16 protein-coding genes are annotated in these 21223 nt (G+C 31.4%); 8 read left to right on the top strand and 8 right to left on the bottom strand.

Annotated elements, in window-relative coordinates; all coding sequences use genetic code 11:
* Positions 1–128: 128 nt before the first annotated feature.
* The 4 genes from ABC346_RS18980 to ABC346_RS18965 all read right to left on the bottom strand — a co-directional run bounded on the left by ABC346_RS18980 (position 129) and on the right by ABC346_RS18965 (position 2423).
* A complete protein-coding gene (locus ABC346_RS18980; protein WP_413236343.1) occupies positions 129–284 on the bottom strand; it encodes a hypothetical protein in 156 nt (51 codons plus the stop codon).
* 179 nt (positions 285–463) lie between these two features.
* Positions 464–613 carry a hypothetical protein gene (locus ABC346_RS18975; protein WP_413236342.1) on the bottom strand — a complete coding sequence of 50 codons (150 nt, stop codon included), beginning with the start codon at positions 611–613 and terminating at the stop codon, positions 464–466.
* 186 nt (positions 614–799) lie between these two features.
* Entirely contained in the window at positions 800–2107 is a 1308-nt protein-coding gene (locus ABC346_RS18970; protein WP_413236341.1) for a T7SS effector LXG polymorphic toxin, read from the bottom strand.
* A gap of 127 nt (positions 2108–2234) precedes the next feature.
* Positions 2235–2423 (bottom strand): hypothetical protein, encoded by a 189-nt coding sequence (locus ABC346_RS18965; RefSeq protein WP_413236340.1) that lies wholly within the window; start codon positions 2421–2423, stop codon positions 2235–2237.
* 594 nt (positions 2424–3017) lie between these two features.
* Here ABC346_RS18965 and ABC346_RS18960 point away from each other — a divergent pair.
* The 5 genes from ABC346_RS18960 (at position 3018) to ABC346_RS18940 (ending at position 13027) form a co-directional block, all read left to right on the top strand.
* On the top strand, positions 3018–3161 hold the full coding sequence (locus ABC346_RS18960) for a hypothetical protein (RefSeq protein WP_413236339.1): 144 nt from the start codon (positions 3018–3020) through the stop codon (positions 3159–3161).
* 291 nt (positions 3162–3452) lie between these two features.
* Positions 3453–6416, top strand: coding sequence for a DEAD/DEAH box helicase (locus ABC346_RS18955; RefSeq protein WP_413236338.1), 2964 nt, complete (start codon positions 3453–3455; stop codon positions 6414–6416).
* Between the two features lie 248 nt (positions 6417–6664).
* Complete coding sequence (locus tag ABC346_RS18950) at positions 6665–8674, top strand: type I restriction-modification system subunit M (protein WP_413236337.1); 2010 nt, start codon at positions 6665–6667, stop codon at positions 8672–8674.
* Positions 8674–9966 (top strand): restriction endonuclease subunit S, encoded by a 1293-nt coding sequence (locus tag ABC346_RS18945; protein WP_413236336.1) that lies wholly within the window; start codon positions 8674–8676, stop codon positions 9964–9966. The genes ABC346_RS18950 and ABC346_RS18945 overlap by 1 nt, the downstream gene beginning before the upstream one ends.
* A 64-nt stretch (positions 9967–10030) precedes the next feature.
* Positions 10031–13027 carry a type I restriction endonuclease subunit R gene (locus tag ABC346_RS18940; RefSeq protein WP_413236335.1) on the top strand — a complete coding sequence of 999 codons (2997 nt, stop codon included), beginning with the start codon at positions 10031–10033 and terminating at the stop codon, positions 13025–13027.
* A gap of 55 nt (positions 13028–13082) precedes the next feature.
* Here ABC346_RS18940 and ABC346_RS18935 read toward each other — a convergent pair whose 3' ends face one another.
* Together ABC346_RS18935 and ABC346_RS18930 are read right to left on the bottom strand one after the other, a co-directional pair.
* Positions 13083–13355 carry a hypothetical protein gene (locus tag ABC346_RS18935; RefSeq protein ID WP_413236334.1) on the bottom strand — a complete coding sequence of 91 codons (273 nt, stop codon included), beginning with the start codon at positions 13353–13355 and terminating at the stop codon, positions 13083–13085.
* Positions 13348–14319: a ParM/StbA family protein gene (locus ABC346_RS18930; protein WP_413236333.1), complete on the bottom strand. Its 972-nt coding sequence runs from the start codon at positions 14317–14319 to the stop codon at positions 13348–13350. The genes ABC346_RS18935 and ABC346_RS18930 overlap by 8 nt, the downstream gene beginning before the upstream one ends.
* A 233-nt stretch (positions 14320–14552) precedes the next feature.
* On the opposite strand from ABC346_RS18930, the gene ABC346_RS18925 reads away from it, so the two are divergent.
* The 3 genes from ABC346_RS18925 to ABC346_RS18915 all read left to right on the top strand — a co-directional run bounded on the left by ABC346_RS18925 (position 14553) and on the right by ABC346_RS18915 (position 17448).
* A complete protein-coding gene (locus tag ABC346_RS18925; protein WP_413236332.1) occupies positions 14553–15605 on the top strand; it encodes a four helix bundle protein in 1053 nt (350 codons plus the stop codon).
* A 303-nt stretch (positions 15606–15908) separates the two neighbouring features.
* Positions 15909–16820 (top strand): hypothetical protein, encoded by a 912-nt coding sequence (locus ABC346_RS18920; RefSeq protein WP_413236331.1) that lies wholly within the window; start codon positions 15909–15911, stop codon positions 16818–16820.
* A complete protein-coding gene (locus ABC346_RS18915; RefSeq protein ID WP_413236330.1) occupies positions 16810–17448 on the top strand; it encodes a hypothetical protein in 639 nt (212 codons plus the stop codon). Before ABC346_RS18920 ends, ABC346_RS18915 begins: the two co-directional genes overlap by 11 nt.
* Before the next feature lie 261 nt (positions 17449–17709).
* Here the strand turns inward: ABC346_RS18915 and ABC346_RS18910 are convergent, their stop codons facing one another.
* Positions 17710–18285 (bottom strand): transglutaminase-like domain-containing protein, encoded by a 576-nt coding sequence (locus ABC346_RS18910; RefSeq protein ID WP_413236329.1) that lies wholly within the window; start codon positions 18283–18285, stop codon positions 17710–17712.
* Between the two features lie 404 nt (positions 18286–18689).
* Positions 18690–20963 (bottom strand): hypothetical protein, encoded by a 2274-nt coding sequence (locus ABC346_RS18905; RefSeq protein WP_413236328.1) that lies wholly within the window; start codon positions 20961–20963, stop codon positions 18690–18692.
* Positions 20964–21223: the final 260 nt, after the last annotated feature.

Below are 21223 nucleotides of genomic sequence, written 5' to 3'. Positions count from 1 at the left end.
ACAATTCAAACCTCAAAAAATAAAAATAATAGTATCTTCAATACTGTCTTCTCTAGTTAGTAATAACATAGTAATCGTTGAAAGAATTATTAATTGAAGGTAACATTTTTCCTCTCTGAGCACTCCATTCAATTTAGGAATTGATCAACAACTATAAAAATTATAGAGAATCCGACAATTAAATAAACAATTTCTTTCCATGTCCTTTTCTTACTATTCTTATTAACCAGTGGTAATAGTAATACGAATAGCGTTGCAATAATAATCGAATAAAGAATTGACATTATTTTATCATCCTAGAAAGCGTTTTGTGAGTATTAGTGCTGTAGATAATAGAGCAATTGCAATAAGTTTTTGTTTCCATGTATCCTTTATACTATGCTTGCTAGTCAATAATAAAATGACAACCGTTGAGAAGTTATTATTAATTGAAAAGGTGACATTTAGACTTCACATTCTTATCTCATAAGAGAAATCTTTCTATTAAAATTAATAAGACTGATAATATAGCAATTGCGATTAACTTCTCTTTCCATTTTTCCTTGATACTATCTTTTGCAGTCAAAACCAATATGCCTATAGTTGCGATTAGAATTAGTTGATGAGGTGACATTCATCATCTTCCCTTTTATCTGTCGTTTAGTTATAAGAGGAATCTATCGATTAAAAATATTATAATAGACAAACCCACAATTAAATAAATTTTCCCTTTCCAACTAGGATTATCACTTCTTTTATCAATAAGTGGTGCAAGTAATACAACTAAAGCTGCAATTATAACTATTTGAAATAGAGACATCTAATTTTCACCCTCTTTAAATACTTTGTAACTAACTCCTCCATCGGAACTAACTACGAAACGTACTCTTCCATCCCAATTTTTTCCATCATCATCACTTATATACAATATAACTTCTTGTGTACCAGCCTTAGGTACTGGCGTTCCCACAATATCTCCCCAAATTGGTATATTCCTTTGCAGATAAAATGATGCACCATATTTAGCAGTGCTTTTAGCAAAAGGAATACTTGTATTATCAAGTTTGTCATACGCTTTCTGAACCGCCTTGACTTTATCTCCTGCAATAGTCGCAACCTTCGATAAGGTAAGAGTTGCAGCAACATTTGACGCTATATAAGCACCTTCCCCAATACGCTGATTAATTTTACCTTGTACAGCATCTTGAGTATAATAATGTAGATTTGGATTATCTTTGAAGATCATAAAGTCTCCATCTTCTATCGCATAATTTATCTGATGGCCATTCAGTTTGATACTAGAAGGCTGAATGCCCATTGCTTCATAATCTACACTTTTACCTTGACTGACTTCCATATTGTTTTTCTCCCATTTAACAATACCAGAGCCGTCTGAACCCTCATTGTTCACTTTTATAGAAGGATTATATTCTAAATACGGTAATTTTCTACCTGAAAGTAACTGCTCCTCACGATAAGCACTAACGTGTTCTTTTAGTACTGGTAATCCATTAATGTCTAAAGTATTAACATAATTAGTAAAACGTTTTTCTCCTTTTGTTGTGCCGGCTCTATCAATTGTTAATCTTATGTGATGAAGAAGTTCTTCAATATCTGAATCAATCTCTGTTGTAGTATATGCATCCAATTTTTCAGTTAAGTCCATTAAGTTCTTAGAAGATTCTTGTTTGTTATTCATTACTGAGGTAAAGTCTGGCTTAGATGCATTACTAATATCTAATACACTATTAATAGTATCAATAATAGATTGATGTTCTTTTTCTAATTTTTCATATGTAGTTGTAATATTCTCTTCAGTATCAAGTAAGTAATCACTGTGGATACGTGCAGATGGACTAGCATCAACATTCTGAAATTCATTCAGGTGTTTCTCTAATTCAGCATTCATCTTAATAAACAATTTACTAAAAGAATCTAATAATGTTAAGTGAATCTCAGAAAAATAGTTCTTTGCGTTATTTGCTGTTTTCCCAGAAAATGAGTCCATGCTTTGTATTATATATATAGCTTGCTTTATATCATTAAGATTTATCTCTGTTGTTTCTGCATATTCTTTGAGGTCGTGTGAAAGTTGTAGCACTTCATCAATGTCTATCTTTTGTGCCATACTATTACATCCCCATTCTAAAATGTTATTTATTTACATTATAAAATAAGCCCCTGTCATTAGATAGGGGTCATTTGTTGTGTTTAGGTATTATCTCATAATGAATCATGCGAAAAGTTGTGGGTCTTTAGTAATATCCTAGAGAAGAGATATTCTCAATAAGTGATTCAATAAAGATGATATCCTTCTCTTGGTGTAGAGAGGCAATTAAATCACCTTGCTCTTCATATGACTTTGGAGTTATTGTCTGAATGACTTGATCATTTAATATAAATTCATATGTACAAAACATACTTGCAGTTTCTTTTTCTAACACAATATACTTTTCTCTTGGCCATACTCTTAAAGCCTACCTTTTATCTTTATTTTATCAGAAAAATTAAAATAGTGTTGGCGTATGATGTTTAAGAAAAAATGCACCCAAATTAAACTTTTATGTGATAGTGATGACCGATACAAATGGGCAAGATTTTTACAAAAATTATTAAGAAAGAAAGCTTATTTTTTTGCCCTGAATTAGATTTCTAAGGGGGAATCAAATCAATATTTTTTCATTATCACTTTTGCGAGCCCCCTTTAGTATTAATTCCGAACCATCTTCCAATTCTTTTAAGTAATTCAAGCATCTTCATTAAAAAGAGGTGATGATGTTGGAGATGTTATGGATTCAATAGTATGTTGTATGTTTTACGGTTGAATTAAAACATTAACATCATCAGGCTTTCTCGAGGTAACTTAGTGGTGCATTTGGTTCATCAATAGCACTTGGAGATGCTTTAGCTTACCTATTATGATAATTTTAGATAGGTTTACATTAAATGAACCAATATTAGTTAACAAAAATTAATACTGGAAATAAAAGGGTGGAACTGATTAAAAACATAAACGTTATCAAATTTGGATTGATATGTTGCGTGATAATAATATTATTCCATTAGTAATATATCGTCATCTAGGTGCGGAAGCTTATTATGCTGTTGGAGTAGGTATAATTAATGTTATTTTAATGTTAATAATTAGTATTGTGTTAGAAAAGAAAAGGAAAAGACAGTGATTATATTATGTTATTAGGACTGCAGTAACCAAAATCTCTGCCTATTTTTATGTTTAAAAGACTCTAGAGAGCACGGTCTTATTTTTTGCACCCAAATTAAACTTTTATGTGATAGTGAAGATCGATACAAATGGGCAAGATTTTTACATAAATTATTAAGAAAGAAAGCTCATTTTTTTGCCCCCTAATCCTGATTAAATTTTATAGAACACCCTCAAACATATGGCTGGTTATCTTAAATACTTAAACCATCTATCATAATGTATCTAATTATGGAAGGATGCATTTAATATGGTAGTAGATAACGATAAAAACAACACAGAGAGAAATATTCTAATTCAACCTTATAAACGAGGGTTTGATTCAAAGGAAGAAGCAATGCAACAAGTTAGTAATATATCATCTTATCTTGAGACGATAAATCTATGGAATAATTCAAAGCTAAATGTAATATCGGAAAAAGAATTTATTCAACAATTAGAGAATGGGGTACCACACCGTCTAGGAAGTTGCTTAGAATCCAGAATGTCATTAAGAGAGGTTGATAAATATCGTACAAATATTTTTTGTTTTGACTTAGATCATTTAGATCATTTACCAGATGATTCAATCCGTAAAATTATATCTAGATTAAATGGAAATTTTCATTATATACAGGAAAGCTTCTCTAGTGGTACTAAATTAACTCAAAAAAGATTTCATTGTTATTTGATGGTATCAACATTACAAGTGGATTTTAATGTGTTGAATTATATTTATAAAAGAGTCAAAGACGAACTAAGTGTGAAGATAGGGATAGAATTTGATGGTAGTATGCATCTATTGAAAAATATTTTTGCTTCTGGTAAAGATGTTAAAGTAAATAACACATTAGATATATTTAATCTTAGTCCTTATTTAGAAGATTATAATGCAAAAAGGTCAACATTAAGTAATAAGCAAGACATGAAGAGCTCCGTTACAGTTAATGAAGTGGTAGATGAAGATTTTAACGATAGATTCACAACTACTCAGGTAAACTTCCCAGAACTTCTTAAAGTTTTAAAATCAGCTAAAGTACCTGTTTATGAGTATCACGAATGGATTCGATATCTAATGTCATTTAATGATATGGAGAGAAAAGGGCTTATAACCAAAGATCAAAAATATCACCTAGCCGAAGCCATTGATGATGGTAATGCAAGTTACTATAAAGAAATGGAAAAACTAGAACGGTATACGAAAGTAACTATTGGTTCATTAATTTATAATTTACAGCTAAGGGGAATATCTACAAATCAGATATTTACCCTCAATGAACGGAAAGAATTGAGAATAGATACTTCATTTGATATTTATGGAAAGATAACTGAAAATCAGCAGGTATTTAAAGAAATAGAGAGAGTTATAACCAATCCTGAAAATAGTGGTAAACGAATACTCTTATATAGTGAAACGGGAACTGGAAAGTCCACAGCAATTCTAAAAATCCTCGAGAAATTCAACGATAATCAAAGTAAAGGCTTCTCTATTTTATCCATTCCACGAAGAAATTTAATTAATAATCTCAAAACAAAATTTGAAAAAAGTAGCGATTCAAACACGATTACTGGAAGTGATATATACACTTTCAAAGAGAGACGAAATATTATCAATGATTCTACCAATATTCTTACAACAGTAGATCATTGTCCTTATATCGTAAAATTCAAGTTGGAAAAAGATGATACTGATCTAGAATTGAATAACAGTGATGTTATGACAAGCTATAACCCGAGACTAATGATATTAGATGAATGCCATATGTTATCAAATGATGCTACTTTTAAGGAGGAAACTATTCGAGAGTACTGTGCAGCCGAAAAAAACTTATTGAAATCAGGTGGATTATCTGTTCATGTTACTGCCACACCAGAGAACCTTCGTTCAGAAGACTATGACTTCATCATTAAGGTAAATCAGTTAGACAGGGAAAATCCTTTTCAACATGCAGGTTACTTGATGATGGAAGGAACATCGAAACAAATAGAGAAGAAGATGCTAGAAACAATAAAATTAGCCACTAAAAAAAATAGAAATCGTCGTTTATTGGTGTTTATTGAACGTAAAGAAATCATTTTTCAATATAGTAAGGAACTAAACAATATGGGTATTAAAACCATGCAAGTGGTTTCCAGTAATGAGGAAATAAAATCAAAGGATGAAATATCAGTTGTTTGTAAAGGTGAAATACCAGAAGATGTGCAAGTTATATTGGCGACTACTTCTTTATCAGCAGGTGTTTCTATTATAAATAATGATAAAGGTGATGAAATATGGGTTTTGTGCACAAGTCGTTCTCTAAATTATGAAATGACAAGGATCGCTCAAATGGCCCATCGTTTTCGAAATCCGTATCACGCTTTAAAACTATTTATTCAACAAGGAAAATCTCAAGTAGAGAGAAAGACATTTCTTTATCATAAATATTTGGATGAAGAAGTGAAAAAAGCGGAGAATTTTAAAAGAACAATTGAGTTTATGAGAGAAAATAATTGTGAAGGGAGGGTTACGCTTGATGATTTAGAGAAGAAAAATGGTCTTTTTACTGACAGAGACGGTCAGGTAAGTGTTTGTCAGCCGTTAATTCAAAGTGAGATTGTTTTAAATAAGACCTACTATAATATCAATAACCCAATGGCGTTAATTAATGAGCTTAGTAAAAAATTTCAGCTTCAAATCAATCAAATGAAAATTAATGGATTTATTGATGTAGAAGAGAATGATAAATCTATGAAGTGTGATCCAACTGTTACTTCAAATGACATCATTTCAAAGCTAATTAAAGATGAGCTTTTCTATTCTCAATTAAATGAAGAGTATATTCTTTATGGTAAAAGTAGATTGATTGCTTCATTGCCAAAAATTAAAAGTTCAACGCTTAATGATTTGATGTTACTCTTCGATAATGGATATGAATTTTCCTTTGCGAGCCAAATAATGAAAGCTCATTTACACGCTAAGAAAAATGAAACTCTTTCTTATAAAAGAGATATAGCTGCTTTGAAGAATATTAATAAGATAAAAAATTCTGCTGAGAAATCTTTACTGACAAAGGTAGTTGAAAAAATATCTAAAGATATTTCATTAGCAAAAAATCAAATGGTTTATCAAAAAACGAGTGAAATAAAGTCTTATCTAAATTCAGTAGCAAGAGAAGTTTTAGAATCTAAGAGGTACTATGAGGAGCCAAAAAAAGTTGAGTATCTTTATAAGCTGTTAAAAATTAAAAAATGAAGAAACAAGGCTGTTGGATTTATGTTATTGAGGGTTTCATTGATATGAAATATATTAAAATGAAGTACGGTGTGAAGAAAGTTCTATATTAGACAAAGGAAAGGGAGATGTTAACTGACATCTTCCTTTTATCAATTTTGCTACATAATATGATAAAAACAGTAGATTAGTCTTATTTAATATACAATTATTTGTTACTATAAAAGTAGTATATTTACATAATAGTTATTACATAGAGGAGTATAAGTATGTTTAATTTTCAAGAAAAAGTTTCATTTATATGGTCTATTGCAGAGTTGCTCAGAGGTCCATATAAACCAGAAGACTATGGAAAAGTAGTCTTACCGATGGCAGTATTAAGACGTTTTGATAGCGTGTTAGGCAGTACAAAAGAAGAGGTTTTAAATAAATACGAGCAATTTAAAGATATACCAGAAGATTCAAGGGATGAAATACTAAACCGAGTGGCGAAGCAGAAATTTAGTAACGTAAGTAAATATGACTTTTCAAAATTACTAAGTGATGCAGATAATATAGCGGATAACTTACGAGATTATATTAATGGGTTTTCTAAGACAGCAAGAGATATCATAGAGTATTTTGATTTTGATAAGCAAATAGATAAGATGGAGCGGAATGATTTACTGTATCTTGTTGTAAAACGTTTCAGCGAGATTGATCTACATCCAAGTGTTGTATCTAATGTAGAAATGGGATACATATTTGAAGAGTTAATTCGCCGTTTTAGTGAGCATGCGGAGGCTGGTGATCACTACACACCAAGAGAGGTAGTTCGTCTCATGGTAAATCTATTGTTCTTAAATGATGAAGATATATTAACCAAACAAGGGATAACACAAACATTATATGATTCATGTGCAGGTACTGGTGGTATGGGATCAGTTGCTCAAGAATATCTAAAGGAATTAAATCCGTCAGCAGAGTTAGAATTCTTTGCTCAAGAGTTCAACGAGGAATCATATGCGATTAGTAAGGCTGATGTTTTGATAAAGGGTGAGGAAGCCAAGAATATTCGGTTTGGGAATACTTTATCAAATGATGCCTTTTCTGAAATGACCTTTGACTATCTAATAACTAATCCGCCTTATGGAGTGGAATGGAAGCCAGCTGAAAAAGCGGTGAAGGCTGAATATGAGGAAAAGGGTTATAACGGAAGATTCGGAGCAGGCCTGCCTCGTATAAGTGATGGACAACTTCTTTTCTTACAGCACCTTGTATCCAAAATGAAGCCTGTAACGGAAGATAATCCAAAGGGGTCCCGTCTTGCCATTATTATGAATGGATCTCCATTATTTACTGGTGATGCGGGTAGTGGAGAGTCTGAAATACGGAAATATTTAATTGAGAACGATTTGGTTGAAGGAATAGTTGCTATGCCAACTGACCTTTTCTACAATACTGGGATTTCTACGTATGTATGGATACTAACGAATAACAAAAGTTCACATCGTAAAGAGAAAATCCAACTTGTAAATGCCATAGAGTTCTATCAAAAAATGAGAAAGAGTTTAGGCAGCAAGCGTAAGGAACTATCTGAGGAGCACATTGCTGAAATAATTAGATTGTATGGTGATTTTAAAGAAAGCAAACAGGTAAAGGTCTTTGATAATAAAGACTTTGGCTATCAAAAGATTACAGTAGAAAGACCGTTACGTTTAAATTTCAAGATTAACGAAGAAAGAGTAGAAGAATTAAATAATCAGACTGCTTTTGCTAACTTAGCAAAGTCTAAGAAAAAAGGCGAAGCTGGTTTAGAGGCTATAGAGTTAGGTAAACAACAGCAAAGAGCCATAGTGTATGCTTTGCTAGCAATGAAATCGGATGAGACATATAAAAATAGAGAAGAGTTCACGAAGAAGCTGAAGAAGAAGTTTAAAGAAAACGATATAAAGGTCGGTGCACCTTTATTTAAAGCTATTCTAGCTGCATTATCTGAGAAAGATGAGACTGCTGATGTTTGTGTGGATACTAAAGGAATCCCTGAACCAGATGCGGATTTACGTGATACAGAGATTGTACCGCTGAAAGAATCTATTCATGACTATTTTGAAAGAGAAGTAAAACCACATGTTCCAGATGCTTGGATTGATGAGTCAAAGACAAAAGTAGGTTGCGAAATTCCTTTTACACGTTATTTTTATGAATATACAGAATTAAGAAGTTCGGAAGAGATAAAAGAAGAAATAAGAGAGTTGGAAGAGAGTATTTTGGAGAAGTTGAAGAAGGTGATGGGATAATGGAAATAATAAAGAAATACCCATCGTATAAAGATAGTGGGGTTGAATGGATAGGGCAGATACCGGAGCATTGGGAATTAATAAAATTAAAAAGAAGTCTTAAGATAATGAATGGAAAAGAAATACGAAATGAAATAGATATTAACGATTCAGAAGTAATAAATGTTTTCGGTTCCGGAGGGGTTTTTAAAAAAACTAATCAATTTTTATATAATGGACAATCAGTTTTGTTCGGTCGAAAAGGAACTATCGGAAAACCATTATACGTCGACGGAAAGTTTTGGACAGTGGATACAATGTATTACACGAAATTTCATAAAGGAATGCAGCCGAAGTGGTTTTATTATATGTTTAATGTGTTCCCTTGGGACTTATATACGACAAAAACTGCATTGCCTAGTATTGTAGGTACTGATATAGAGAATGAGTTTTGGGCCGTACCAGATCTACGTGAACAACAGGAAATAGTTAAACTATTGGATAATAAAACCACTGAGATAGACTTACTCATATCCGACAATGAAAAGCTCATCACATTACTTGAGGAAAAACGTCAAGCTATCATTACCGAAGCGGTTACAAAAGGATTAAATCTTGATGTGAAAATGAAAGATTCAGGTGTGGAATGGATTGGTGAGATACCTGAGCATTGGGAAAAGAATAAAGTTAAATATAGTACCTATGTTAAAGGTAGAATTGGATGGCAAGGATTACGTTCAGATGAATTTATTGATGAAGGTCCGTATCTGGTTACAGGTACAGACTTTGAAAATGGCTTGATCAATTGGGAAACTTGTTATCATATTAGAGAAGAAAGATTTAATGAAGCACCGGCAATTCAATTGAAGGAAGATGATTTGTTAATAACAAAGGATGGTACAATAGGAAAAATTGCTATTGTTAGGAATAAACCAGAACAAGCTATATTAAATAGTGGGGTTTTTGTTACAAGGTGTTTAAATAATCAGTATCTTACTGAATATATGTATTGGGTTTTATCTTCAGAGGTATTTAACAAGTACATTAAGTATATGGAAACGGGTTCTACTATTAAACACTTATATCAAGAAACTTTCGTGAATTTTATTTACCCCTTACCAAATATTACTGAACAAAAAGAAATTGTTGATTACCTTAATGAAGAAACGAACGATATTGATTCAATAATATTTGGTACAAAGAAACAAATCGAAAAAATAAAAGAATATCGCCAATCTCTCATCTATGAAGCAGTCACAGGGAAAATTGATGTGCAGAACTATAAAGGTGAAGAGGTATTATTGCATGAATAAAATTATTGGTAATGCCACGAATGTAATAACAGATTGCAAATAGTTAATGAAAAGGGGTGAGAAAATGAGCATTGATTACTCAGAGCAAGGTTTTGAAGCTAATATAGAAGCTAATTTGATTAATTCAGGGTATATTCAAAGAACCCATTCTGGTCAAACCTTAGATGACTTTAGGAAGTATGCAATTGATGTAGAGATTTTTTTCAAGTTTCTGGAGAACTCACAACCGAAGTCACTTGAACGTTTACGAAAGGCCTATAAAGACCAATATAAAAAGAAAATCTTAGACCGTGTACACAAAGAGTTAGATAAACGTGGAATAATTGACTGTTTGCGGCACGGTGTAAAGGACTATGGTGTGACTTTAAAATTGGCATACAATAAGCCTGTTAGTGATATGAATCAGATGCTTGTTGACTTGTATAGGAAAAACATCTTTACGGTTAGTAGACAAGTTTACTACAGCAGTAAAAACAACAATAGCATTGATATGATGCTCTCTCTGAATGGCTTACCCATAGTTGTTATGGAGTTAAAGAATCAACTAACCAATCAAACAGTAGATGATTCCAAGAATCAGTTTAGAAAAAATCGTGACCCTAGAGAGTTGTTATTTCAGTTTAAGAAACGAGCAGTTGTTTATTTCGCTGTTGATACGGATGAAGTTTTCATGACAACACAGCTTAATCGAGAAAAGACATTCTTTCTGCCTTTCAATAGAGGAAATGATGGGGGCAAGGGAAACCCTGTTGTTTATAATGATTACCGTACGTCATACCTATGGAATGAGATTCTTCAAAAAGATAGCTTACTAGATATTCTTTTTCGGTTCGTCTATGTAAATCAAGAAGATGTTTTAGACTCTACAGGGGAGATTATTGATAAAAAAGAAACAGTTATTTTCCCTCGATACCATCAGTTAGATGCAGTTAGAAAGATAGAACTAGATGTGAAAGAAAAAGGGATTGGTCAAAACTACTTGATTCAACATAGTGCAGGTAGCGGTAAGACTAACAGTATTTCTTGGCTAGCACATCGTCTTGCTAAACTCCATGATGAAGACAATATTGCAACGTTTACGAGCGTAATTGTTATTACGGACAGAAGGGTATTAGATAAGCAGCTGCAAGATGCTGTTTATCAATTAGAGCACAAAGCGGGGATGGTTGAGAAAATAGATAAAGATTCTGCCCAATTAGCTAATGCTATTGCTGGAGGAACTAGAGTGATTATCACTACGTTACAGAAGTTCCCATTTATTATCGAAAAGTTAGGAGAGTTTTCTGCTGGTAAGTATGGAATAGTAATAGATGAAGCTCATTCATCTCAGGGTGGTAAGGCTTCGACAGCAATGACTAACATCTTATCGGATAAATCGTTAGAAGATGCTTTTGAGGCCGACAGACTAGCAGAAGAAAACTTAGAAGATGTAGATGAGCAAATTGCCGAAACTATCGCAAAAAGTGGACAACAAGATAATATCTCTTTCTTTGCTTTTACTGCAACACCAAAACCGAAAACAATTGAACGGTTTGGAACCTATGATGAAGATGGGATGCCAAATGCTTTCCATGTTTACTCTATGCGGCAAGCAATTGAAGAAGGTTTTATTTTAGATGTATTAAAGAATTACACTACGTACAAAACTTTCTATAAAGTTGCTAAAAATATTGAAGATGATCCAGAGATTTCTGGCAAAAAAGCAACCAAACAAATAGCTAGATATGTATCTTTGCATCCACACAACATAGCTCAGAAAACAGAAATTATAGTGGAACACTTTAGACAAGTAACCTCTCATAAAATTGGAGGTCGTGCCAAAGCTATGGTTGTTACAGGTAGCCGTCTCCATGCTGTGAGGTATAAACATGCTTTTGATAGATATATTAAAGCAAAAGGATATAAAGATCTTAATACTTTAGTAGCGTTTTCTGGAGTTGTTGAGGATAAAGGTATGTCTTATACAGAGACGGATATGAACGGATTTGGAGAGAAAGAATTACCGGATAAGTTTCATAAAGACGATTATCAAGTACTCCTTGTAGCAGAAAAATATCAAACTGGATTCGATGAGCCTTTATTACATAGTATGTATGTTGATAAACCGCTTGATGGTATAAAAGCAGTACAAACGCTTTCTAGATTAAACAGAACATGCAATGGTAAAAATGATACCTTTGTACTTGATTTTGTAAATGATGCTGAAAATATTCAAAAAGCTTTCCAACCTTATTATGAAGTAACAGGTTTAGAAACTACAACAGATCCTAATTTATTATATGATCTAGAAAGAGAACTAGCTTCATGTCAGGTTTATACTGAAGAAGAAATTGAAGAAGTATGTAAATTAGAATTTAGTGACAAAAAGAAAATAAGTAAGACTCAGGAAAAACTAAATTCAATTCTAGATAAAGCAGTTAACCGCTTCAATCAAGATTTATCAAAGGAACTGCAGGATGATTTCAAAAGTGCTTCAACTAAATTTCTAAGAGTATACGCATTTATTTTGCAAATAGGACCCTTTGCCGATATAGACCTGCACAAGTTATATGTTTATCTAAATTATTTGTTAAGAAAGCTTCCTAAAAATGTATCTGATAGTGTATATCTTGCAGATGATGTAGCTTTACAATACTATAGAAATGATAAAGTGTTTGAAGGTAATATATCACTGAATCAAGAGGGAGAGTCTAAATTAAAGCCTACAAGTCACGGCAAAGGACAATCAGGTGAAGATGAAAAAGAAAAGCTTTCATCTATTATTGACAGACTCAATGAACGATTTGGTACGGAGTTTTCAGAAACAGATAAGTTATCCAGAGATCAAATAAAAGAAGATATGATAAACAATGAGGAATTAGCTCAAAAGGCACAGAGTAACACAAGGGATAATTTTAAATTTGCTTATGAAAAAGCGTTTTTAGACTTTGTCATTTCAAGAATGTCGCAAAATGAGAAGTTTTTCATGAAAATGTTAGAAAACAGTGAATTTAAAGCTTATATTATGGATGATATGTTTGAAGAAGTTTATGATGGCTTACACGAAAATACAACACATTAGGTGAAATCAGCTTATTAAAAAAGGGCCATAACTGGCCCTTTTTGTTTAGAAGAGTTTAAAAGAGATCTATAATCATTTCTTTATCATGCTCGTCAATAAATTCTTTCTGAGTACTTGATTCTTGCATGATATATCCTTCTTCTTTAATTCTCTTAGCAACGTATTCAAATATTTCTTCCATTGATGAATCAACCTTGGCTGCCATGTCCTTTTTGATTAGTTCTCGAATGTAGGCACTAAAGTTTTGTGATTTACTTTTTTCCTCGACAAAGTGAAGTAATTCGAAATCGTTTGGCAGAAAACTAATCGTGTATCTAACATTAGGCATTTTTAATCTCCAGGATATTGAGGAAAGAAAGGCAATTACTAAGCTGAGGGTTATCCATGATAATTGCATTAGAAAATGATTGTTTGATATATCTTTTAAGCGTAATTGCCCCACCGCCTACAAAGTGGATATCTGACATGTTGAAAGTGTACCCACGACTTTTTGCAAATTGGATGATTTGTTGCAGGTGTTCATACTTTATTTCTTCTATAAATACTTTACTATCTTCAAAGATTTCCCCGTTATTTGCAAAGTATCCATATCGTAGCACTTGTTCTAGATCATCTGAAGAAACAGAAAGACCATATCTTTCATTAATGATTTTTCCAATACTACCCTTAAGAACATTTATTCCTAAATCAGAGACAATCATTGTATTTACTAAAGGTTGAATCCCTTTGAAAGTACAAAAAGTGGCATTTAAACCTCCTATATCTATTACAGTAGTATGTTTATTCTTAAATTTTTCTGGCTTGGAATATACTTCACCCACTCCTTCAAAGGCAAGAGTTACATCTGTTAAATCAAATGAATAATTTTTTTCATTCACTATAAGATGATTTGTCCGGCCTTGATTTTCAACCATCGTTTTGAATTGTTCCTTTTGGTTAGCATCCTTGTAGGTAGTAATAGGAACATTAACAACTAAACGAATGTCAACATTTGAAGGAGTGTGTGCTTTGTGAAGTAACTGAGCAATAGCAGTGTAGATGGTTACCTTGTGAATTAAAGAGGATTTGCTTAAAGAATAATCTACATGATTTTCACTTACCATGTCTCCTAGTAAGTATTCATTGCCATAATAGTTTACTAGATAAGAATTCGGTTGAATATCAACTCCAAGTCTTGAAACTGACATCATTTTAGTTCGAAATGTTGTCATATAGGTTCTTCCTTTATACTTTGCGATTCCTTTTGTTTGATACTTGCCTGAATCTACAGCAATTAAAATTTTTTCAGTCAAATTGACCACTTCCTTTTCTTTTAATAGATTTCTCCTTATACTACTCAGTTCGTTATGAAATATAAGAGAAAATAAGAAAAAAGCGGTTTTAGTCTTATGAATTTTTCATATTTCTTCATATCGAATGCTAGAACAAGGTTAAACTAATAAAAGTATTACTATGCATTGTAGTTAAGTAGAATTGAATTATATAGAGAACCCAAACATACTTGGAAAAAGGAGAATGATAAGCAGTGAATGAAACAGTAGAACAAATCCAAAAATGGTATCGAGATGAAAGAGAGAAGGGTGAATTTAACGTTATTGTCATAGATGAGGCTCTTAAGAAACTTGCAGAAAATGGTCTGGTATGGATAGTTAAAGATCTAAAAGGAAATACAGATGCTGAAGAAATTGTCATTAATGCCTATATTAATAAATATAGAGGCAGGCAAATTTATGATGATTTAGAGAATGTTACTTTTCTTCCACTAGAATCCCCCGATAATATTCTATCAAACACTAACTCTTCTAAAAATAACTCCTCATTACAAATTAGAGATATTACCCGATTCAATGGATATACAAAAGCCCAAGAACTTGAAGAACGGATTATTGAAATAACGAAAGAATTCCCATCATATGAAACGAAACAAATCGTTGATCAAATAAATAGAAGTGCTGAATCAATCAAAAAAAGAATTTATATGGGTGAGCAATCTTATGTTGGGGTGAAATTTAATCAATATAGCTATGCGATAGGTTCGGCGAAAGAAACTTCTGCTTGGCTTCAGATCTCTTTAGACCAGGGATATATAACTCAAAAACAACATCATGAATTAAATAATTTAATTACTCAAGTAGTTTGCATCTTAACAAAAAGCCTATCGAACATTAAAGAGAATGAAGGAAAGGGAATGGATCTACCTAATGTTTATACTCCTAATGTCAATAATTTCAAAGCCTATACATATTCTTTAATTCTAGTAAGGAAAGTGTATGAACTCACTAATAAGAGAGAGTACTGGAATAAAAAAAGATTGGTATCAAGCATTCGTGAGTATAGTACTTCTATTGCTGCTAATATTGCTGAAAGTAATCAATTATACACCTCGAGAAAGTTTCAGTTTTTTAATAATACTATTGTGGCATTAAATGGTCTTGAAAGTGTATTAGAAAGTTCTTTAAGTAGTGGCATTATTTTAAAAAAGGATTTTCTAGAGATTAATAAGTTAAGAATTTCTGTTCGGAATATCTTAACTACGACGATGGGGAACATGAGTGGTAAAAAGTATGTTAAAAGGTAAACTTTGGAGAAGGGTAGAGAAATTCATTCTCTATCCTTACAATATGTGGAGGTTAGTTTAAAAGTGGCCAAATCAAACCTAAAATTTATGTGAAGAGAATCTTTATTCTTATTTACGTTTCGGTAAGAATATTTTTCTGGGTTTTCCTTGAAATTATCTACATGGATGTACTTAAAGTAATGGGGTAATTTAGTTGAAAAGGAGCCTTAAGATCTTGCTTACCTATTGGATTAGATTATAGAAGATAGTTCATATTTTTAATGTTATAATAAATTTAAAATATTTATGTTTTTCGGAGGAATAATGGAGCAAATACTATTATCTAAATATGCTAGAAAAATTTTTTTCTTTATAAGCAGTGTTATATTTATACTTATATTATTTATAAGGTTATTATTAGTCCCGAAAATTTCAGTTTATTTAAGCCAGGAACTTATTAATATTTTCAATACAATACTTGATGCAATACTTTCTACAGGAATTAGTACTGTAATTATTGGTTCTCTTGCATTTTGGCTTACCCCTCGTATAGTGAAAAAATCTCAAATGGACGTAATTAATCCAAAAGAAATTAAAGATTATTTAGAGAAGGCAAGAGATACTGATGAATATTGGTTTGCAGGAGGAACTGGAAGATTTACAAGATCAAAGACTATACCTAAATTGGCTGCCGATGCAAGATTCTCAAATTTTTCTAAAAAGATAGTATTAATCTTGATTAACCCAGATAATGATGGAGTCTGCTCGAGTTATGTAAAATATAGAAACCGAATTAGATCGGGAATTAAAAAAACGTGGGATTATAAAGAATTAAAAAAAGAAATTTTCGCTACAATAGTGTCTGCATATTCATGGGAAAAAGAGCAACCGTTGTTGGAAGTGACGATAGGACTAATAGATCATTACTCTATGTTTAGAATTGATTTATCAACGAAATTTCTCGTAATAACAAAAGAAGACACAAGTGAACCAGCACTAATGTGTGAAAAAGAAACATTCTTTTTTAAGTCATACCTTGAAGATTTAAGGCTTAGTCTAAGTCAAAGTAATATTCTTGATAAAGAAGTAGAAGGTATACCCTTTAATGAATTAAGTGGGGAAAAAATACGAAAATTTATAACTGTTCTAGGATTAAATATAAGTATAATGGATGATGATGACTTTAACGATATCGCTGAATTAGTAAAGAAAGGGGAAAATCCATATGGATACTGAATTAAAACATCTAACAAATAAACTGTTAAAAAAAGAATCACCCGACGAAGTTTTAAAAGCTTTCAAGACATATATAGAACAACAAGGAAGTGAAATTATATTTAATTGGCATCCTTTAGGCTTTGTTCATTCTAAACTTAGCTATATTCCTAATATTGGTTATTTAAGGTTACATGTTTGGTTAGAAGGTGATAGGAAAACTCAATCCCCACCTATGCCAATTCATGATCATATTTTTCAAGTGAATAGTTTTATCTTAGCAGGTTCAGTTACCAATAATATTTATGAGTTAGATAGTGGTAGTGGTAATTTATATAGGACTTACAAAGCTGAGTATAATAACGATGGATCGTTATTAACCCCTACCGAAGAAATATTAACATGTAATCTAAAAAATAGTACTAATTATAATAAAGGAGATTTTTATAGTGTAGAACTAGGGGTTTTTCATGAAACAACTGTAGAGAATGGTAATTTTGCAGCAACCCTTGTGATAGAAACTGAAAAAGATCAAACTATACAACCCAAAATCTTAGGTCCTACTAAGAATAGCAGTTATACTTACAAAAGAAAAAAATGTGATGAACCAATTTTAACAATCCTAAAAGATAAATTAGATTATAAATGAAGAGGATTGTGACCCTGAAAGAGTGATAGTTAAATTTAAAAATAGATAATTCTTAGGCTAACGATTATTCAACCGGTCACTAATTTTAATTTAACTATAAACGGGTGCGTTAGTTGAACAAGGGAAATAGTAAGTAAATTTAAATTATAGCTTACCTCTTATCGAGCTGGGTTATTTTCTGGAATCAAAAACACCGCATTTTGCGGTGTTAATTTAATATACTTTTTTACTTATAATTTGATAACCATATAACATCACATTTTAAGGTTGTTGTTTCAAGGTGCGTTCCGTATTTAAGTATCGCTGTCGAAGTTCGATTATATCCAATTTCAGTCTGAGTTCTCTACCAATGACTTTAACAATTCTCCATGCACCTTCTCTTAACTGGGGATAGTCATCCATATATTTTACAAAAGGAGTTTTCAAAATTTGTTTTGCATCTCTATCAAAACCGGTCGGTGATTGAGATCCGTAAATCCTTTTAGTATTGACTTCGGTTAGCAAATCATACCCTGCATAGACCGGAGCATTCCTAGATGCATCTAATGTCAGTTGAATGGCAATATCAAAAACTCTATCATTAATTTCTATCCATGAGTGATCAAAATATTGAGTACCAGTTTTTACTTCCCCGACACATAGTTGGTTTTCAATGTTTTGTTCATTGAGTAAGACATAAAAAATGCTAGAGACCAGATGGCATGCCCCTGGATTGGGGTGCTTTTTGTAATAATCGGATACTGCAAAGAAAGTCTTAAATATTTTTTCTTTTTGTTCATGTTCGAAAGGTATATCTTCAGCAATTATACGATAGGATTTTGTTTTATCAGTCGCCACAGAATTCTTCCCCCAAATTCAATTGATATTTTATTTTTTCATTTAACCTAAAACTAATTTTAGTCGTTGCTAATAGAACGTATGTAGACATTTCAATCATATTCTAATTTATTATAACATTTTGATTTTAGTTTGAGATATACTTATCTTCGTAAATATTGTTGGAAAAAGAGTTACTTTACAAAAGCTAGGTGAGGAAACAAATGAATGTTGATAAATCAACATTCATTTGTTTCAATATTAGATAGTTAATACGGAATGTTACTCATTCATTTATACACTATACTTAGTAAAGGTCTAATTGGAAGTTGGTCTAAGGAAGGTGAGGGGCGTGCTGATTCAGTAAATTTTTTCTTTGAGTCATATTTTAGTTTTTCCAACAATTAACATACATTTTTGAAGATTTAATTGGATAATATTTCTGTTAATTTATTTGATATTTGTTCTACATCAGATTTTCCTATGCTAACTAATTCAAAGTCGAATAATTTATTATAAATTGATTCAACAAACTCATTAGCAGTCATATCAATACTTCTAAGAAAATTATTTCCCTCGGTTTTGAAGGCTATTAAAAACTCTTGGTTATTAAATATTTCTGTATAACTGACATCTATTGATTTAACTATGAAAAACTCAAAAATGCTATTTGGAATAAAATGATACCTAGATATTTTTTTAAACCTACTCTTTATAGCTCCCAAAAACGTCGATACAGTATCCACAGAGTCGACTTGATAATCCAACAACCACTCATAGTACAATAATCCCTTTAGACCCAAGTTATGAGCAATAATTCGTATATCAAGTGTACTTTTTTGAATCAAATCCTCCATAATATCTTTAAATCTTACGCACTCAATAAGACTAGGTAATTCATCAACGGCACTTAAATAACTAACACACAATGAATCAACCACTCTTGTTTCAAAGTCGATATCTTTGGTATGAATTAATATTCTACCACAATAACTAGCATTGTTAGATAAAATACTTTGAACAAATATTAGTTTTAGATTAGATATCCTGCTGTATTCAAACTGATCAAAATAATTTATTGCAGTTATTTTTTTCTCTCTGTTATAGAATATTTCTTTTAAAACCCCATAGGTAACTCTGTGACCTATATGGGTATTTGATACTTTTACAGCGGCAGATAAAAATAACTGTTCTCGTTGATCATTTTCTAAGAATTTAAAAGCAGATTCTAACTTTTCTTTATAAAAAATTACATTACTATTCCATTTATCAACACCAGGATATAAAAGCTGATACAATATATATGCTACTTGCGATTCCTTATCCATAGTTAAAATTAATTTTTCCAGATTTATGTTTTCTGTAATTAACTCTCGAATGTAGCCATAACTATTGATTAAATAATTCAGGCATATCTGTGAGTACAATTCAATGTTATCATTATCAAATGTTACCTTTTCAAATTCTTCCCCATTTTGAAAATTTGTAACTCTTTTATCAGAGAACGTTGGTAAAGCGAAATAATTTTCACCTTTTAAATAAATATCAAATATTTGCTCCCACTTATATTTTTCAACCTTAATATAGTATGTAATACTGTCAGCAGGACTTGATTTTAGATTGCAAGTAGTTTGTTTGACAGTCAAACAAATATCGGTCATATTATCCGGAGTCGCTTTTTCCAATAATTTATCAAATAAAAAATTATGGATATTCTGAGTCCTCCAATTTAAAACAAAATGATTATCACTTTCTTGTACTAACTCTGGATTTCTGCTAATTAGAAAGTCAAGCATTTCAATATCCTGATATATTAACTTCTTATATGTGGAAAAATCAACTTTCTCTTGAAATTTTGATAGATAATTCCATTTTTCATTTATAAATTTCTTATAACCATTAAAGAGGGAAATTATGTTACCGTGTTCACTTACTCTTCTAATGCTCTTAAATTCATCAAAGTAAACAATGTTTTCGTAAATGGAGGAAAAAACGATAGTTAAAAAATAACCTACTTCTGCACCATCTACTTTGCGAATATCATATTTTATCCAACTAAAGAAGTTTTTTATATCGTTATAATCGAAACCAGAATAATACATTTCCCTAAACAAATCTGTATATTTTCGCTTAATTGATTCTCTTATGTTATATTCTAAACCAGAATCCACATCATCTTTTATCAAAAATAAAATACGCATTATCTTCAAACTCATTCCAATTAAATATATATAAATCCAAAGTAATATTCCCATACTTGTTTGCCAAGTGTACAAAAGATTATTTTGTAAAATACCATGAGTATTAATAAATAGCACGGGTAGTGTAATTGACAAAAATAAAGTCACCAAGAAAGACTTTGTTTGTGTGATTTGATACCAAATTGATATATCAGTAAGATATTTAATTTTACTTTTTCCTAAATATCTTGCTTTTTCGCTGTGTCCGGTTATATATTGCAGGAAACCAATATAAATACCATACATACTAAATATAGCGATCACAAACACAAAAACATCGATTATTTGAAAGTCTGAATTATTAATATTTATAAACTGGATATCATTCTTTTCTTGTATAAAATACAATATTAAAAATAGTAGAAGGAAAACAATATTACTAAGTAGCGGTATATTTTCTCCCGTTGAAAATCTATCCATTTTTTCTACTAGCGTTCGAGTAAGATTCAAATAAATCATAATTCTCCGTATCCATGTCCTAATAAATCGATATACTGTTGGCCCCAAAAACAATATCAATAACAAAGCGAGCCAATTGTTACCTTGATATAATAATTCCACTTTAGAACCTCAAATCTTTTTTCTTTAATTATACTATTCGCTAGTTTCATAGTCACGTGTTCTTGAAATAACAAGCACGCCATCTTGCCACACCTAAATACGAACTGAAAAGTTTATCAAAAAATAGGAAAAACATCTTTATGGAATTTGAAAGGTAT

This window comes from Oceanobacillus phoenicis (assembly GCF_047238145.1).
Taxonomy (GTDB): domain Bacteria; phylum Bacillota; class Bacilli; order Bacillales; family Amphibacillaceae; genus Oceanobacillus.
The sequence above is the reverse complement of the archived record's forward strand: the minus strand, read 5'-3'. Positions and strand labels throughout refer to the sequence as shown.

What these genes read in the sequence shown, in the direction of transcription:
- ABC346_RS18980 (WP_413236343.1), bottom strand. Translation starts at nt 284, where the DNA reads ATGTCAATTCTTTATTCGATTATTATTGCAACGCTATTCGTATTACTA.
- ABC346_RS18975 (WP_413236342.1), bottom strand. Translation starts at nt 613, where the DNA reads ATGTCACCTCATCAACTAATTCTAATCGCAACTATAGGCATATTGGTT.
- ABC346_RS18970 (WP_413236341.1), bottom strand. Translation starts at nt 2,107, where the DNA reads ATGGCACAAAAGATAGACATTGATGAAGTGCTACAACTTTCACACGAC.
- ABC346_RS18955 (WP_413236338.1), top strand. Translation starts at nt 3,453, where the DNA reads ATGGTAGTAGATAACGATAAAAACAACACAGAGAGAAATATTCTAATT.
- ABC346_RS18950 (WP_413236337.1), top strand. Translation starts at nt 6,665, where the DNA reads ATGTTTAATTTTCAAGAAAAAGTTTCATTTATATGGTCTATTGCAGAG.
- ABC346_RS18945 (WP_413236336.1), top strand. Translation starts at nt 8,674, where the DNA reads ATGGAAATAATAAAGAAATACCCATCGTATAAAGATAGTGGGGTTGAA.
- ABC346_RS18940 (WP_413236335.1), top strand. Translation starts at nt 10,031, where the DNA reads ATGAGCATTGATTACTCAGAGCAAGGTTTTGAAGCTAATATAGAAGCT.
- ABC346_RS18935 (WP_413236334.1), bottom strand. Translation starts at nt 13,355, where the DNA reads ATGCCTAATGTTAGATACACGATTAGTTTTCTGCCAAACGATTTCGAA.
- ABC346_RS18920 (WP_413236331.1), top strand. Translation starts at nt 15,909, where the DNA reads ATGGAGCAAATACTATTATCTAAATATGCTAGAAAAATTTTTTTCTTT.
- ABC346_RS18915 (WP_413236330.1), top strand. Translation starts at nt 16,810, where the DNA reads ATGGATACTGAATTAAAACATCTAACAAATAAACTGTTAAAAAAAGAA.
- ABC346_RS18905 (WP_413236328.1), bottom strand. Translation starts at nt 20,963, where the DNA reads ATGATTTATTTGAATCTTACTCGAACGCTAGTAGAAAAAATGGATAGA.